Source organism: Plantactinospora sp. B24E8, assembly GCF_039871735.1.
Taxonomy (GTDB): domain Bacteria; phylum Actinomycetota; class Actinomycetes; order Mycobacteriales; family Micromonosporaceae; genus Plantactinospora.
Genome location: NZ_JBDPMH010000038.1, coordinates 57,405 through 72,923 on the forward strand (window position 1 = coordinate 57,405; position 15,519 = coordinate 72,923).

Here is a 15,519-nt window from a genome sequence, read left to right on the forward strand (position 1 = left end):
GAAAAGAAGTCATAGAAACCCAGGCGGTCAACCGTCCGCACTGGAACGCGACTCGCCTCAGCAACCTCTAGCAGCAGGGTCAACTGGCCGAGCCTGAATACCTGCCTATCCTCGGGTGTGCCAGGTATAGCTGAGGAAAGAGCCTGAGCACCATCGGGGCCGCGGTGGCCGGCTGGCGCCGTCACGACGATTCTCCAGCGTGAGCGGTGGCTAACTTCTCAGCAACGAGATCCCCAGCTGGCAGACCCTTATGACTTGCGGCCACTTCGCGCCAGTGGCGCACCCAGCCAGCTCGGGAGTTCTCAACGAGTCTATGGGCAACACCTCGGCGGTGAGCGGGCCTCAGCCTCAGCCCTTCTGGATCGGGACAGTGCCCAGCTTCTTTAAGTACTTGATCTACAAGGCCCATCATTCTGCCGCGTTCGTCGGCCATGGGCAGCAAGGAGTTGAACTTCTGCTCCCAAAGAGCCTGGATCTCCAGGTGCAACTCTTCCAATGCGCCGATTCCGGCCCGATTTCCTCGTGCCGCTAGGTCACGAGCTAAAGCCTCTGCAGCAAAGAATAGTCCGCGCGCCGCATCCGTTTCGACGTAGCCAGCTTCTTCCAACTGTCGGACAAACAGCGCTGCATCCAACCCGGCGAGGTCGGCTGCGAGCGCGAGACTCTCGGCGGGCGGCTGCGGAGCCGCGACCGGGAGATAGGCTCGCCGGATCAGCTCGGCATCCTCTTGAGCGAGCAATCTGCGAAGCTTTACACCGTTCCAGAGGGTGATGCTCCGCACATTATGGATGCGACGGTTCTTGGCCGCCCAGGAGTCAAACCACTTCTGCTCCTTCGGTGGAAGGATGCATGGAACACAGAGGGTCCAGGCATCCACCTGAAACCCCTCCTCGGCGGCTTTTTGCAGCAGCTGACGGAACGAGTCTCGGACTTGGTCCTGCTGGTCCTTTCCCTTCCAATCCATGAAGAACTTCGACTGCCAGACGGCGATTGTCTCGTCGAGCCGGCCGACATAGGTGTCGATTCCCCAATCGCCTCCACCTGGGCCCGCCACCTCATCCGCATTGGGGTGCCGAAGGGCAACGAGTTCGGTCACAAGCATCTGGAACCGTTGCCGAGCAGCTGCTTCGCTACCCGCCTCGTACTGCATCTGGCCGAACAGCACCTTGGGCTCAGGTAACACCCCACCACCCCCCTACGAAAGGAAGGCCCCGGTTGGTGCAGTTCGACCGAGGCAGCTCATTGTCACTGTCGGTAACGGTGCTCTCTCGTGTTGTAAACCTTAATAGTTCATCTGTGGTATCGCGACCCCGCAGCCTTGCTCAGCCTTCGGGAGGCGTGACGCAAATCAGACAGAACTTCTTAGCCGCGCTTCCATCCCGTCTGCCGTCGACCCGCCCTCTGGGGGCGGGCCGCCGCCCGCCCGCCACGTCAAGCGGACCTTGACGGCCGTACGGACGCTGGCGGGCCGGGCGGAGGCCTGCTCGGCTCGCCCGGGTCGGGGGCAGGCGGGATGGCCTACCGCAACCACCCACGAACCGTGACGCGCCGGCGGAGCCCCGGCCATCCCGGAGCCGGGGCGCCCCCGCCGGAGGCGCAGTAACCGCAACCCCGCGACCGCCGCCAGCTCGCCGACGCGGCCGGCGTGCGCTCCCCTACGCCGTGCGGGCTCGTGGCCGCGCGGCCCGGCCGGCTGCCGGCCCACCACACCCACGTTCAACGGCCTGTCGTTCTGCGGCGGCCCCTTGGGCTTCACGCTTCCGCGACAGCCGCCGGGCGATGGCGTGGCTGGCCCCGACCGGCCAAGGGAGGGGTCAGACGCGCGCCCAGGCGGCGGCGCGTGCGGCCCGTTCAGGGCCGCCTTGAAGGCTTACAGAAGGTACTCACGTCAGATCGGCCGGGATCTCGTACTCCAACTCGGCGCGGTCTGCAGGAAACACCATGCTGGTGGCAACCTCGACTGTTCGCCCATCGGCGTAGGTTCGACGATTCGCGATGAGGACAGGCACGCCTGCCGGCAGTCGGAGGGCTTCGGCTTCGTCGATAGTGGGCATGCGCGCCTGTACGACTTCCCGGATTTTGGTTACAAGGATGCCGAGCGACTGGAGTTGCGCGACGTGTCCGCCTGGCCATGGCTCGCGGTTGGGATCGGCTACGGGTGTCCCGGCGACCGTGTCTAGCAGGTAGTACGCGGTAGTCAGTTGCTGTGGCACGCCGTAGACGCTGGTCAGTAGGCGGCGTTGAAGCAGGACGGTTCCGGGCTCGACCTCGAACATTTCGGCGAGTTCGGGGGTGGCTGCTACCTCCTGATACTCGGCGTTGACCTGCTCAACTCCTGAGTTCCTAAAGCTTCGCGCTCCGGTGGTCTCGTCTCCGTCCTGCTGGCGTTGGCTCATGTAGCGCTCGGGGCCGAGTCGGCGTACGGGGAGGTTGGGGCGGGCGTAGGTGCCTCGGCCATGTTCGGTCATGACCAGGCCTTCGGCGCGAAGCACGTTGATGGCTTCGCGGATGGTCCCTCGGGCGACGCGGAACTCTGCGGTTAGCGAGCTCTCCGAGGGGATCAGTGCGCCGGCTGGGATCGCGCCTGCGGTGATGCGGCGTCGGAGTTCGTCGGCGATTGCCCGGTATCGGGGTTGTCTGTGCGGGGCTGGCACGCGCTCACGGTACCTGTCTGCCGTGCTCTCGTCTGCCATCCATGCTCATGATTGATGTCTAGACAAGTTGCCTAGTCGTAGGTACGTTTTCAGTGTGCGGCTGGGTAGACGGGTCGTGACAAGGGGTTGGCACGCCGCCTGCCCAGCCGCACGTACCGAGAGTCCCGACGCGTCGGGCAGCGGCCTGGACGTGTCCCCCGTGTACCTGAGCCGGGGTACGGCGATACCCGACACCGCTTGATCGGGCGGTGCGTCGTGCCCTTCCTCGGGCCGGTGGCCGGCCTTGTTCCTCCGGCGCGGCCGGTCACCGGCCCTCCTTCGTCCTGCGAGGAGGTTGTAATGGTCCGTGCCCGCTTACTCGTCAGACTCGTCGCCTTCCGGTGGCCCGGCCGTCGGCGGCGTACCCGAACACATGCGCCAGCGGTTCGAGCGCGTGCCCGGGTAGGTCCGGCGGTGCTGCCGTCCTGGGCGACAGCCCCGACGCGTGCGGTTCCGGTATGGCGTGACGGCCCGCTGCTGACCCGGGCTCAGGCGTTCCGGGGCCGTGGTGGACGGGGTCCGAAGTGATGGGCGAACGTCGACGGCGGCCGTCAGAGGTGACGCATCCGGCGTGGTGCGTGCCGCAGCGGTGTGAGTTCGTGGTGCCGCCGCAGATGGCACACGCGCTGCGTCATCACAAGGGGCCGGTGCGGCTCCTCGGAGACCGGCGCGTCGGTGGCAGCGTCGCGGTGTTTCTGTTCGCCCCGCACGCCGGGCTGCCGATGGTCGGCCTGCATGCGGCTGGCCGGTGGCAGGGCTCGGGCGGGGCGAAGCTGCGCCTGGTCGACGTGTGGCGGCTGGCCCGGCACCTCGACGAGCTGCTGACCCGGGCCGGGTTCGCCCCACCTCAGGAAGGGGTCGACGGTGACGATGCCTGATCCGGGGCACGGCCAGGACGTGGGGCGGGTCAGTCAGCCGGATGAGTGTCCGCCGTGGTGTGTGGGGTGCCGGCCGAACGACTCAACGCATCGGAGCCGGGTCACGACGATCGGCCGGGAGGGGACCGGGTGGATCAGCGTCTACCTGGTCGCGGATCGCGGCGCGGCGGATGAACCGGTGCTGCGGATCCAGGTGACGCGGTTCGGCTCCTCAGAACGGATGATGCTCACCTCCGAGCAGACGACCCGGCTGATCCGGGAGTTGATCCGCCTGCCGGACCCGGTCCGGAACCAGTTCGGAGACGATCGGGTAAGCGGTGGGCGGACGAGTGGCTGAGCGGGTTGTTAGGTCGACCGCCCGGCAGACGTCTAAACGTCTGGGCGGTAGCGTAAGCGGCGTGACTTCCCGGGATTGGCGTCCGCGCTACCTCCAGCTGGCGGAGGAGCTGCGCGAACGGATCGTGAGCGGGGAACTGCCCCAGGGGTCGGCCATGCCCAGCGAAACGGAGCTGGCCGAGACCTCGCAGATGTCCCGCACGAGCGTGCGCAACGCCATCCGCCAGTTGCGGGAATGGGGCCTGGTCCGGGCCGAGCAGGGGCGGGGCACCTACGTGCGGGCACCCCGGCAGCGGATCCGCCGGCGCAACACGCAGCGGTACCAGTGGGAGAAGGACCGGGTCCTACTCGACGACGCCGAGCGGCGCCGTACCGGCGGCACCGAGCACGACACCGGCCTGACCGTTGATGATCTTAAGTTCCACGCCGAGTACTCGCAGGTCGAGGCGGATGAGGAGATGGCGGCCGCGTTCGGGCTGCCGGTCGGTGCGCCGCTGCTGCGGCGGGTGTACTGGACCAGTTCCCGGCACGAAACCGCTCCGCTGTCGGCGTCGTACTCCTACCTGCCGTACGACTTGGTGAAGGCGAACAAGCAGCTCCTGTCGGCGGACTACGAGCCATGGCCCGGCGGCACACAGCACCAGCTGTACACCGTCGGGGTCGAGCTGGACCGGATCGAGGAAGTCGTCCGGGCCCGGCCGCCGCTGCCGGACGAGGCGCAACTCCTCGACATCGAAGCCGGCGTTGCGGTGCTGGACGTGCGGAAGACGTCGTACGACATCAACGACCGGGTGGTCGAGGTCGCGGACATCGTTTTCCCGGGTGACCGGACAGAACTCTGCTTCACGACCAAGCTGAAGCGGTGGAACGCTTGACCCGTCTCGTCTCCGTCATCACCCCGGTCCACTGGCCCAGCGTCGGCTACCTCGCCGACGCCTACGCCTCCCTGGCCGGACAACAGATGCCGGACGGCTGGGACTGGCAATGGCTCGTCCAAGAGGACGGGCAAGACGGGCTCCTGGTCGACCAACTCCCGGACGATCCCCGGATCATGCCCGGCACCGGTCGACCAGGCGGCCCCGGTGTCGCCCGTACCCTCGCCCTCGCCCGAGCCGAAGGCGAGTTCGTCAAGGTCCTCGACGCCGACGACCAACTCACCCCCGGCGCGCTCGCCCGGGACATCGCCGTCCTCACCGACAACCCGCACATCGGCTGGACCACGTCGAAGGTGCTGGACCTGCTCCCCGACGGCACCACCCAGGGGTGGGACAAGGACCCGCCCGACGGAGTGATCGGCCGCGGTTCAGTCCTCGCCTTCTGGAAGGCCAACGACTACCGCGCGCCCGTCCACCCGGCAACCCTGTGCATGCGTCGGGACCTGCTCATCGCCCTGGGCGGCTGGATGGCCCTACCCGCCTCCGAAGACACCGGCCTGCTGATCGCCGCCGACGTCATCACCGACGGCTACTTCATCGCCGAACCCGGTCTGCTCTACCGCAAGTGGCCCGGCCAGATGACCGGCCAACTCGCCCACCGCGAACCCGCCGAACACTCCGCCCGCATGCGGATCGTCGAAGCTCGCGCGTACGCGCTCCGGTCCCTGCTCTCGGCCGTACTGCCATCAGTCGCCTCGAACCCGCTGACTTCCTGAGGGCTGTCCTCTGTTCAGTCGTGCTGGCGGTCAGGTTCTGACCAGCGACTCATGTGCCGGTCAACAACTTCTCGGACCTGCCGGCGGAGGTTCGTGTGGGACATGTCGCCCATCCCTTCCGCCTCGAATACGGCGTCGGTGAAGCCGTCGACATCACCCGGGGGCGCTTCGCAGAGTCGGCGGTTCTCGGCCGGCGGTAGGCAGAAGCCCAGCTTGACGCACAGTTCATAGAGAAGTTGTTCGACATCGGACTTCAGGTCCACGCGCCGCCCCATGCGGGACAGCATGGCGACCCGGGCACCGGTTGCCAACCCGATAGCGACCAGAGGTGGCAGGGCAGCGTCCGGTCCCACGATCTCTGACTTTTGCTGCTAAAGCGGACCACTTCTCAACAACTCGTTGACTTGTCTGCCAAGCCGCCGCTACCTTCAAGGCTCAGCTTGGCAGCCAAGCTGGCAGCCTGGCAAACAACCTCCTGGAGGTCTTGAGCGATGGCTCTGCGTGGTGGGACCCGGTTCGCGGTCCGGTGTGAGGACGTGTTCCCGGCGGGGTGCGCGTTGGTGCCCGAGTCGCTGGGTGAGGTGGAGGACTTCGACGAGAAGACGGGCCGGCGGTCGCCTGCGAAGGACAAGGTGACTGGCCAGCGGGTGTGGCAGGTGCGGGTGATGGACCTGGACCCGGAACTGGGGAAGCGGTCGCGGGAGACGACGGTGAAGATCTCGGCTGACTACCAGCCGGTACCGCCGACCGGTACGCCGTTCGAGGCGGTCGAGTTCGACGGGATGACGGTCACGCCGTACGTGGCCAACAACGGTCGGATGGCGTATTCGCTGCGGGCGACGGGGATGCGTGCCCCGGCGGGTGTGTCTCGCGACTCTGCGGCGGCGGCCTGACCGTTTTTGGGTGGGCGGGGCTGTCTGGTCTTGGCGGACGTCAGCCCCGCCCCTCTCTTTGCCAAATTCCCCCTGCTCGTGGAGAGAGGTCTTTGACGTGTCCAAGCGTAGGCGCCTGCCTGCCCGTGCGCGGGTGCGGTGTGGTGTGTGTCAGTCCCGGTTCGACCCGACCGACCGGGAAGACGGCCGGTGCCCGTTGTGTGTCGACCAGTTGGTGTTGCCGTTGCCGGCGGTCCGGGACTCGTTGGGTCGGTTCGTGTCGTTGCGGGGTGTCCGATGATCGGGCGGCGGCCTCGGGGTGAGGTCGTGTTGACGTCGGCCGGGGATCTGATGGTGATCCGGCCGAAGCGGTTCGAACTCCCCCTCTGGGCGGTGATCCTCGGCCTGCTCGCCCGGTGGTCTGGGCGGGCTACCTGGTGGTGCCTTCGCCACCCGGTCGCCACCGGCACCACCGGGCTACTCGTGGCCGTGTATGTCGAGCACGGCTGGGCTGGTCTGGTCACCCTGCTGGTCTCCGTTGCGGCGGTGTCGGCGGTGTGGCGGTGGCGGCACGAACCCTCCTGGTGGACCTGGTTGGCGGGGCCGCTGTTGGGCTGGTTGCGTCGGGTGTTCGTCTACCGGCGGGTGTGGCGTGAGGCGATGACCCTGTGCGGCCTGGCCGCCACCTACGACCACCAAACTGTCCTGCCTCGGCTCCTGGCGGTGCGGTCGGATCCGGCGCTGGATGTGTTGACGGTGCGGATGGTGCGGGGCCAGACCCCGGAGGACTTCCAGCAGGTCACGGCGAATCTGGCGTACGCGTTCGGGCGCCGTCACGCCCGGGTCTACTCCGAGCATCCCGACGACCCGCCAACCAGGGTGGGCCGGTGGGCGTGGCTACTGCGGCTGATGGATCGGGTCCGGTTCCGGGACCGGCCCAGCGTGGTCTACCTGGTCCTGGTCCGCACCGACGCCCTGCGCACCGTCGTGCCCCCGTTCCCGGTCCCGCCAGTCCCGGACTTCACCGGCCTGCCGCTGGCGCGGCGGGAGGACCTGTCGACGTGGCGGCTGCACCTGCTGGCCACTCACGTCCTGGTCGGCGGCGCCACCCGGCGCGGCAAAGGCTCCGTCCTCTGGTCCCTCGTGCGGTCGCTGGCGGCCGGGGTCTCGTTCGGGCTCGTGCGGCTGTGGGTGATCGACCCGAAAGGCGGGATGGAGTTCGCCCTCGGTCGGCCGATGTTCGCCCGGTTCGCCTGCAAGTCCTTTGAAGCCATGGCCGACCTCCTCGACGAAGCCGTGACCGTCATGCGCGAACGGCAAACCCGCCTGGCCGGCAACGTCCGCGTCCACACACCCACCACCACCGACCCGCTGATCGTGGTCGTCGTCGACGAGATGGCCGCACTCACCGCCTACCTCCAGGACGCGGAGCTGCGGAAGCGGATCGCCGCATCGCTGGGCCTGCTGCTGTCCCAGGGTGCCGGCGTCGGTGTGCTGGTCGTGGCGGCGTTGCAGGACCCGCGTAAGGAGGTGCTGCCGTTCCGGGACCTGTTCCCCACGAGGATCGCGCTCGGGCTGACCGAAGCCGCCCAGGTGGATATGGTCCTCGGCGACGGTGCCCGTAACCGGGGCGCGCTGGCGGATCAGATGCCCAGGTGGGCGAAGGGTGTCGGGTACGTCATCCTCGACGGCACCCCCGACCCGGTCCGGGTCCGCTTCTCGTACATCTCCGATGACGACATCCGCACCATGGCCCGGGAGTACCCGGCCCCGGCGGACGCGGCGGACATCCTCGCCCAGGTCGGCCGGGAAACCGCCCCCGAACCCGCCCGGACCGCCCTACCCCGCCAACGCGCCTCGGGGCCGCTGCTGCCTGACGCGCTCCTGAACCTCCTCAACCGCGACCGGGACCGGGACGGGGATGGGGGTGAGCGGGCGTGACCGAGATGAACGGGCGCCGGTTCTACCGCCTCCGCACCCCCAACGACGACTCCGGCACGACGACGGCGGTGTCGGTACGGGTCGACGTCGACCGGGCCGACCCCTACCCCGTCTACCTCGCGGTGGGCGCTGGCCGGCGGCGCATGTACCTCACCGACGGGGAGGCGTGGGCGCTGTGGCGCTGCCTGTCCGAAGCCGTCGCCACCCTCGGCGACCCACCCGACCACATCCGCACCACCATCCGACCGGCCCGGAGGTAACCAGCCATGCCACCCCACAACCACCCGGCCGCCACCCACCCGGCCGCCAACCCGCCGATGTTTCGGCAACGGGCCGAAAGCGCGGTCAAGGTGCTGATCCTCCTCGCCATCGGCGGGATGGCCGGCGCTGCCGCGTTCACCCACGTACATGACCTGACCGTCGCGCACGGGCAACCCGACTGGATCGGCTGGGCCAACGCCGTAGCCGTCGAGCTGATGGCGATTTACCTCGGCCTTGAGATCCGCTCCCGACGTCGGGCCGGTCGTCCCGTCGGGTTCGTCGCCGTGCTCCTGGTCGGCTTCGCCATCCTGTCGCTCGCCGCCCAGGTGGCCGAAGCCGAACCGTCCGTCTGGGGCTGGATCGTGGCCGCGGTCCCTTCCCTCGCCTTCCTCGCCCTGGTCAAAGTCGTCCTCTCCAGCGCACCCGCCGTCGCCCCACCGGCCACCGTCGACAAGCAGGCGCCGGAAGTCGTCGACGAACCCGACCCCGTACCCGTGCCAGTGATGGTCGACCCGGAACCGGTCCGGCAGCGTGAGCCCGTCGTCTACGCACCCGTACCCGCCGGCCCGGCTCGGCCTGGGTCGTCGACGGTGCTGCCCCCTCTCGGCGTCGTCCACCCCGCCCGCACCGTCGGGGCCGCCCGATGACCGCCCCAACTCTCCCCGGCCTCGACCCGTCCACCCCGACCCCGGAGGCACCTCGGCCGGGATCGCGGGCGGCGCGGATGGGCCTGCCCCGGGCAGTCGACGTACTCAAAGACGTCGCCACCGAGTACGGCGTCTGCATCCGCCCCCTCGCCATGCGCCGCACCGACCTGGACACCGGCCTCACCGAGGTGATCGACCTGCCCTGCGGCGCGACCCGGGAAGACAAGTGTCCGGCCTGCGCGAAGAAGAACCGGCGGCTGCGGCAGGCACAGATCCGGGAAGGCTGGCACCGTCCCGACGAACCCACGCCCGGACCCGCACCCGCGACCGAGGAACAGCAAGCGCTGATCGTGCTGCGGGCGCACCTCGAATACAGCCGCGACGAAGCCGGCCGCGCCTCCCAGTGGGACCAGGTCGCCGACATCGACGACGCCATCCGCGAGGTCGAAGAAGCCATCACCGCCGAAGGGTTACGCGGGCGGGTCGGTCCACCCCACGGCGGCGACGTCCAAGGCGACGACGACACCGGGAAGCGGCGCAAGCGGTCCACCCGGCGGCGGCAGGACGCACCCGACCTCCCCCGGCGCAAGGTCGAACCTCGCACGGTTGGCAAGACGTACACCGCTCCGGACGGCTCGACCTACCGGCCGTCGATGTGGCTCACCGTCACCCTCGACTCCTACGGCCCGGTCCGCCCGGACGGCACACCGGTCAACCCTGACCGGTACGACTACCGGCGCGCTGCCTGGGACGCCGTCCACTTTCCCCGACTCCTCGACCGGTTCTGGCAGAACCTCCGCCGCTGCGAGGGCTGGAACGTCCAGTACGCCGGATGCGTCGAGCCGCAACGCCGGCTCGCCCCGCACGCGCACTTCGCCATCCGGGGCACCATCCCCCGCGACGTCCTGCGCACCGTGGCGGCGGCCACCTACCACCAGGTGTGGTGGCCGTCGACCGATGTCCAGCGCTACACCCGCGACCGGCCCCCGGTCTGGGACGAGCAGGCGGAAGCGTGGGTCGACCCCGACACCCGGCAGCCGTTGGCCGCCTGGGGCGAAGCGCTCGACGCCATCGACTCCGACCCCGACGCCGAACCCGTGCACGTCGTCCGCTTCGGCAAGCAGGTCGACGCACGCGGCGTCATGCCCGGCACCGACGACGCAGCTCGGACGATCCGCTACATCACGAAGTACATCACCAAGGCCACCGGCGACTGCCACAAGATCGCCACCGACCGGCAGCAACGCCACCTCGACCGGCTCTGGCAGCAACTCCAGATCACCCCGTGCACCGATCGGTGCGCCAACTGGCTGCTCTTCGGGGTCCAGCCGAAGAAGGCACACGCCAAGCTCAAGCCCGGACGGTGTAAGGGCAAGGTTCACCAGCGGGAAACCCTCGGCATCGGCGGTCGACGCATCCTCATCTCCCGCGACTGGTCCGGTAAGACCCTCACCGACCACAAACACGACGCACGCGCCTGGGTGAAAGCGCTCCTCGGCGTCACCACCGACTCAGCCGGTGCACGCGACGGCCAGGGCGACAACCCCGAACGGGTCCACCACGCCTGGGAACTCGCCCGACCCGACGACCCCGACGTCGGCCCCATGGCACACCGACTCATGCGCGCCATCTCCGAACGCGCCCGGTGGCGTACCGAACTCCTCGCCGCAAAGGACCGAGCCGCCCAGGGAATCGCACCCAACCTTTCGGCAACCGCGACCAGCACGACGGCAAACGGGGAGGCATGAACACTGTGGACAACCTGATGACGGTCGAAGAGACGGCGGAGCGGCTGCGTACCTCGCCTCGGTTCGTACGGCGGCTGATCGAGGAACGGCGGATCGCGTACGTCAAGCTCGGCGCTCACGTCCGGATCGAACCGGCGGCGCTGGCCGCGTTCGTCGCCGCCGGCCGGGTCGCCCCGGCGGCTCCGTTGGTCACCATGCGGAGGGCTGCCTGATGCCAAAGCGGCGGCACTTCGGGCGAGTTCGGAAGCTCCCATCCGGGCGCTATCAGGTGCGGTACCCCGGACCGGACGGCGTACTGCGGCCGGCGCCGGACACCTTCGACCGGAAGCGGGACGCGGATCTCTGGCTTTCGGCAAAGGAAGCGGAGATCGCCCGGGGCGACTGGTTGGACCCGGAAGCGGGCAAGGTTGCCCTGCTCCCGTACGGCGAGGCGTGGATTCGGGAGCGGCCAAAGCTGCGGCCCAAGACGGTCGTGCTCTACGAAGGGCTGTTGCGGCTGCACATCGCCCCGGCTCTCGGCAAACTGACGCTGACCGAGATCACCACGCCCCGGCTCCGGAAGTGGCGGCGAGAACTGCTCGATGCCGGCGTCGGCCCGGTGACGGTGGCGAAGGCGTACCGGCTGCTGCGGTCGATCCTGAACACGGCGGTATCCGACCGGCTGATCACGAAGAACCCGTGCCAGATCCCCGGTGCCGGCCAGGAGAAGAGTCCGGAGCGGCCCACGGCGACGATCGAGCAGGTGTTCACCATCGCGGATGCGGTGCCGAAGCGGTATCGCGCGCTGGTGCTGCTGGCCTGTTTCAACTCGCTGCGCTGGGGTGAGTTGGCGGCGCTGGCCCGGAAGCACGTCGACACGGTCAACGGGACGGTGCTGGTAGAGCGGTCGGTCGTCGAGCTGCCCACGGCGGAACTCGTTTTCGGCCCGCCGAAGTCTGACGCGAGCGTCCGGGTCGTCACCATTCCGAACATCTGCCTGCCCGATGTCGTCCGGCACCTGGCGAACTTCACCGGGGAGGGTCCGGAAGCGCTGCTGTTCGTCGGGCCGAAGAACGGGCCGCTGCGCCGGTCGAACTTCCAGGACCACTGGCGCAAGGCAACGGCGGAAGCGGGCATCCCGGATCTGCATTTCCACGATCTGCGGCACACCGGGAACACCTGGGCGGCGGAGACCGGCGCGACGCTGCGGGACCTGATGGACCGGATGGGCCACTCGACGACGCGGGCCGCGCTGATTTACCTGCACAAGACGGCTGGCCGGGATCGGAAGATCGCCGACGCGCTGAGCAAGTTCGTCGAGGACGCGCGCAAGCCCATCGACGGCGCCGGCAACGGGGACCAGGACGAGGCGCCCGCCGACCCTGCCGACGACACGACGGAGGGCAGGGAAGGGCACGCGAAACCGGAGGGGCACGCAGGGGGCACGACGGCCGGATAGTGATCCACAAAAGCGAAGGCCCAGGATCGGAGAATGCTCTCTGACCTGGGCCTTGGCTCGTGGAGCGGGTGACGGGAATCGAACCCGCACTGTCAGCTTGGGAAGCTGATGTTCTGCCATTGAACTACACCCGCGAGCGGCCCCCACTGTACCTGGTTGACGGCGTTCGCGCACTCACCGGGGGCGGTTCCGGCGTGGCTGCGGACAAGCTGTCCGTCGGTCACAGGTCTGCCGAAACCACGCCGGAAGTGGTCGTTTGTAAAGGTCAGGCCCACAGGTAACGTCCGCCCCACTTGCAACAGTGGCACTCAGTTGTCATATGGCCACTGTGCGGAGGCAAAGGGTGAGGCAATGGCGTTGCACACACATCGACGGTCGGTACGCCTGCTCGGCGTCACGACCGCCGCGCTCGTACTCCTGCTCGGTTCCACGACGGTGCCGGTGGCCCCTGCCGCCGCGTCCGGTCGCCCTGGTGGCTCCGTCGCCTCGGGCGGCACCAGCGGCTCCGACTGCGTCGACCCGGACGTCGACCACCCGACCCCGGTCGGCAGGCACTCCACCACCGCGAAGGCGCGCCCCGGCAGCCCGTACGCGGTCGAGCCGAACGTGCTCACCCCGGCCGAGGCGGCCGAGCGGGACCGGGACCTGGACGCGACGTACGCCGAGCAGGTGGGGATCGCCCCGCCCGCCCTGCACCAGACCATCCGGACCACGATCGACGTGGTCTTCCACGTCGTCACGAAGGACCGCACCCGGGCCGGCGGCAACATCCCGCAGTCGATGATCGAGGCACAGCTCAAGGTCCTGAACGACTCCTTCGCCGGCCGGACCGGTGGCGCCTGGACACCGTTCCGGTTCCGGTTGAAGAAGGTGAACCGCGTGGTCAATCCGGCCTGGTATCCGATCGTCTCGGAAAGCCCGGCCGAGGTGCAGATGAAGCGGGCGTTGCGGGTCGGCGGCAAGGCGACCCTGAACATCTACACCGGGCTGCTCGCCGACGACCTGCTCGGCTGGGCGACCTTCCCGGAGCGGAAACTGGACCCGTACGACGGGGTGGTGATCCTCGCCGAGTCGCTGCCCGGCGGTACGGAGAAGTCGTACAACGAGGGCGACACCGCCACCCACGAGGTGGGGCACTGGCTGAACCTCTACCACACCTTCCAGCAGGGCTGTGTCGGCCGGGGTGACGACGTCGACGACACCCCGGCCGAGGCGGAACCGGGCTTCGGCTGCCCGGTGGGCCGGGACAGCTGCCCGACCCGGTGGGGCCGCGACCCGGTCCACAACTTCATGGACTACTCGGTCGACTCGTGCATGCGCGAGTTCACGGTCGGGCAGATGTTCCGGATGGTGAAGGCCTGGATGGCGTACCGCGAGCCGCGCCACTGACCACCGGACGCGGCTCGCGGTCAGGCGGGCGGCAGCGTCAGGCGGCGGGCAGTGCCTCCTCCTCGGCCAGGAGCCGACGACGACCACGTCGCCGGGAACCGACACCGCCACGGGTGCTGACGCTGCCGGCGGCGCTGGACGGGTCGAGCCAGACCTGGACTGCCGGCCGGGCCGCGTCGTCGCCGGCGAGCGGGGTGGCGCCGTTGCTGCCGTGCCGGGCGAGCATCGCCACGTCCACGGTGAACTCGAAGAGCCGCCAGTCGACCTGGGGTGCCGCCCGCAGGTTGCTGGCCAGCCGCTCGATCCGGGCCCGGTCGGTCACCGGCCGGGCCCGGCCGGCGACGTACGCCTCGTCGTCGCTCTCCTCCGGCGGGAACGAGTGCAACGCGTACCGCCCGTCGCGTTCGAGGTCGCGACGCTTCGGTGAGTCGACGACAAAACAGAAGAGTCCCTCGTCGGTGATGACCGGGGAGACGGGGTGCACGCGCGGCCCACCGTCGGCGCGCACGGTCGCCAGATAGCCGAGACCCGGCCCGTACTGCTGAAGAAGGGCGCGGATCGCGCCGGCGAGGTTGGGCTCGTCAGCGGCGAATTCGGACCAGGATGCCATGTCGTCATTCTATCGAACATACGTTCGATCACCTACCCGACCCGCCGGGGCGGCCCGCCATCCGGGACGACCGCACCGGGTGGTCCGGACGGCCACAGCGCCGGCCCGGGCACGGCTCCCGGGCCGACCGCAGACGCTGGTCCGAGCCCACCGCAGGCACTGGTCCAGGCCGGCCGAGGCGCTGGTCCGCGCACTGACTCGCTAAGGTGGCACGGTGCTGCTCTCCGACCGCGACCTGGTGATCGAGATCAAGGCCGGCGCACTCGCGCTGGAGCCGTTCGAACCGGCGTTGGTACAACCGTCGAGCATCGACGTACGGCTCGACCGGCTGTTCCGGGTCTTCAACAACCACCTCTACACGCACATCGACCCGGGGGTCCAGCAGGACGACCTGACCTCGCTGGTCGACGTGCCGGACGGTGAGCCGTTCGTGCTGCACCCGGGCGAGTTCGTGCTCGCCTCCACGCTCGAGGTGATCTCCCTCGGCGACCAGCTCGCCGGCCGGCTCGAGGGCAAGTCCTCGCTGGGCCGGCTGGGGCTGCTCACCCACTCCACCGCCGGCTTCATCGACCCCGGATTCTCCGGGCACGTCACCCTGGAACTCTCCAACGTGGCGAACCTGCCCATCCGGCTCTGGCCGGGGATGAAGATCGGACAGCTCTGCATCTTCCGGCTCTCGTCGCCGTCCGAGCACCCGTACGGCTCGGCCGTCTACGGGTCGCGTTACCAGGGTCAGCGGGGTCCGACCCCGAGCCGCTCCTGGCAGAACTGGCGCACCTGGCCGACCCGCTGACCCAGGAGCCGCCGGGTCGACCGGCGCCTCCGACGGAGGCGGCGAACGAGACGACCAGGCCCCGGCCGCATTCCGCGACCGGGGCCTGTTGGTGCTGTCGGCCCTCCGGCCCGGGGATCCGGGCCGGAGCCGAAGCTAGTGTTCTGTCTCAGTTTTGAGTAGTCGCTTGTTGGAGGGCTACTCGTCCACGTCGGACCTTGGCCAGGATCGATTCGGCGGTGGCGGTCCACACGAACGGCTTCGGGTCGTCGTTGTGCACGCG

17 protein-coding genes, 1 tRNA gene and 1 pseudogene are annotated in these 15,519 nt (G+C 69.0%); 13 read left to right on the forward strand and 6 right to left on the reverse strand.

Going from position 1 to position 15,519, the window contains the following annotated elements; translation table 11 throughout:
- Positions 1-181: 181 nt before the first annotated feature.
- Complete coding sequence (locus ABGB21_RS32045) at positions 182-1,183, reverse strand: hypothetical protein (protein ID WP_347680968.1); 1,002 nt, start codon at positions 1,181-1,183, stop codon at positions 182-184.
- 700 nt (positions 1,184-1,883) lie between these two features.
- Complete coding sequence (locus ABGB21_RS32050) at positions 1,884-2,693, reverse strand: GntR family transcriptional regulator (protein WP_347680970.1); 810 nt, start codon at positions 2,691-2,693, stop codon at positions 1,884-1,886.
- Positions 2,694-3,340: 647 nt separating this feature from the next.
- Between ABGB21_RS32050 and ABGB21_RS32055 the strand changes: the two genes are divergently transcribed.
- The 4 genes from ABGB21_RS32055 (at position 3,341) to ABGB21_RS32070 (ending at position 5,558) form a co-directional block, all read left to right on the forward strand.
- Complete coding sequence (locus ABGB21_RS32055; protein ID WP_347680972.1) at positions 3,341-3,571, forward strand: hypothetical protein; 231 nt, start codon at positions 3,341-3,343, stop codon at positions 3,569-3,571.
- Between the two features lie 178 nt (positions 3,572-3,749).
- A complete protein-coding gene (locus ABGB21_RS32060; protein WP_347680974.1) occupies positions 3,750-3,908 on the forward strand; it encodes a hypothetical protein in 159 nt (52 codons plus the stop codon).
- Between the two features lie 61 nt (positions 3,909-3,969).
- Positions 3,970-4,782, forward strand: coding sequence for a GntR family transcriptional regulator (locus tag ABGB21_RS32065; RefSeq protein ID WP_347680976.1), 813 nt, complete (start codon positions 3,970-3,972; stop codon positions 4,780-4,782).
- Positions 4,770-5,558 carry a glycosyltransferase gene (locus ABGB21_RS32070; protein WP_347680978.1) on the forward strand — a complete coding sequence of 263 codons (789 nt, stop codon included), beginning with the start codon at positions 4,770-4,772 and terminating at the stop codon, positions 5,556-5,558. The genes ABGB21_RS32065 and ABGB21_RS32070 overlap by 13 nt, the downstream gene beginning before the upstream one ends.
- 14 nt (positions 5,559-5,572) lie before the next feature.
- Here ABGB21_RS32070 and ABGB21_RS32075 read toward each other — a convergent pair whose 3' ends face one another.
- Positions 5,573-5,833: a hypothetical protein gene (locus ABGB21_RS32075; protein ID WP_347680980.1), complete on the reverse strand. Its 261-nt coding sequence runs from the start codon at positions 5,831-5,833 to the stop codon at positions 5,573-5,575.
- A gap of 216 nt (positions 5,834-6,049) precedes the next feature.
- Between ABGB21_RS32075 and ABGB21_RS32080 the strand changes: the two genes are divergently transcribed.
- The 7 genes from ABGB21_RS32080 to ABGB21_RS32110 all read left to right on the forward strand — a co-directional run bounded on the left by ABGB21_RS32080 (position 6,050) and on the right by ABGB21_RS32110 (position 12,465).
- Entirely contained in the window at positions 6,050-6,451 is a 402-nt protein-coding gene (locus ABGB21_RS32080; protein WP_347680982.1) for a transcriptional regulator, read from the forward strand.
- A gap of 276 nt (positions 6,452-6,727) precedes the next feature.
- Positions 6,728-8,371, forward strand: a complete 1,644-nt coding sequence (locus ABGB21_RS32085) for an FtsK/SpoIIIE domain-containing protein (RefSeq protein WP_347680984.1) — start codon at positions 6,728-6,730, stop codon at positions 8,369-8,371.
- 5 nt (positions 8,372-8,376) lie between these two features.
- Complete coding sequence (locus ABGB21_RS32090) at positions 8,377-8,631, forward strand: hypothetical protein (RefSeq protein ID WP_347680999.1); 255 nt, start codon at positions 8,377-8,379, stop codon at positions 8,629-8,631.
- A gap of 57 nt (positions 8,632-8,688) precedes the next feature.
- Positions 8,689-9,279, forward strand: a complete 591-nt coding sequence (locus tag ABGB21_RS32095; RefSeq protein ID WP_347681001.1) for a DUF2637 domain-containing protein — start codon at positions 8,689-8,691, stop codon at positions 9,277-9,279.
- Positions 9,276-11,027, forward strand: coding sequence for a replication initiator (locus ABGB21_RS32100; RefSeq protein ID WP_347680986.1), 1,752 nt, complete (start codon positions 9,276-9,278; stop codon positions 11,025-11,027). Before ABGB21_RS32095 ends, ABGB21_RS32100 begins: the two co-directional genes overlap by 4 nt.
- On the forward strand, positions 11,024-11,239 hold the full coding sequence (locus tag ABGB21_RS32105) for a helix-turn-helix domain-containing protein (protein ID WP_347680988.1): 216 nt from the start codon (positions 11,024-11,026) through the stop codon (positions 11,237-11,239). Before ABGB21_RS32100 ends, ABGB21_RS32105 begins: the two co-directional genes overlap by 4 nt.
- 56 nt (positions 11,240-11,295) lie before the next feature.
- Entirely contained in the window at positions 11,296-12,465 is a 1,170-nt protein-coding gene (locus tag ABGB21_RS32110; protein ID WP_347680989.1) for a site-specific integrase, read from the forward strand.
- A 60-nt stretch (positions 12,466-12,525) separates the two neighbouring features.
- Here the strand turns inward: ABGB21_RS32110 and ABGB21_RS32115 are convergent.
- Positions 12,526-12,599 (reverse strand) — tRNA-Gly (locus ABGB21_RS32115).
- A gap of 217 nt (positions 12,600-12,816) precedes the next feature.
- On the opposite strand from ABGB21_RS32115, the gene ABGB21_RS32120 reads away from it, so the two are divergent.
- The gene (locus ABGB21_RS32120; RefSeq protein WP_347680991.1) at positions 12,817-13,854 is read left to right on the forward strand and encodes a zinc metalloprotease; all 1,038 of its coding nucleotides are present in this window, start codon (positions 12,817-12,819) and stop codon (positions 13,852-13,854) included.
- Between the two features lie 37 nt (positions 13,855-13,891).
- Here the strand turns inward: ABGB21_RS32120 and ABGB21_RS32125 are convergent, their stop codons facing one another.
- Positions 13,892-14,464, reverse strand: coding sequence for a pyridoxamine 5'-phosphate oxidase family protein (locus tag ABGB21_RS32125; protein WP_347680993.1), 573 nt, complete (start codon positions 14,462-14,464; stop codon positions 13,892-13,894).
- Between the two features lie 214 nt (positions 14,465-14,678).
- Between ABGB21_RS32125 and dcd the strand changes: the two genes are divergently transcribed.
- Positions 14,679-15,257 carry a dCTP deaminase gene (dcd, locus tag ABGB21_RS32130; RefSeq protein ID WP_347656093.1) on the forward strand — a complete coding sequence of 193 codons (579 nt, stop codon included), beginning with the start codon at positions 14,679-14,681 and terminating at the stop codon, positions 15,255-15,257.
- Between the two features lie 148 nt (positions 15,258-15,405).
- Here the strand turns inward: dcd and ABGB21_RS32135 are convergent.
- Positions 15,406-15,519, reverse strand: a pseudogene (locus tag ABGB21_RS32135) (IS630 family transposase); the annotation flags it as partial.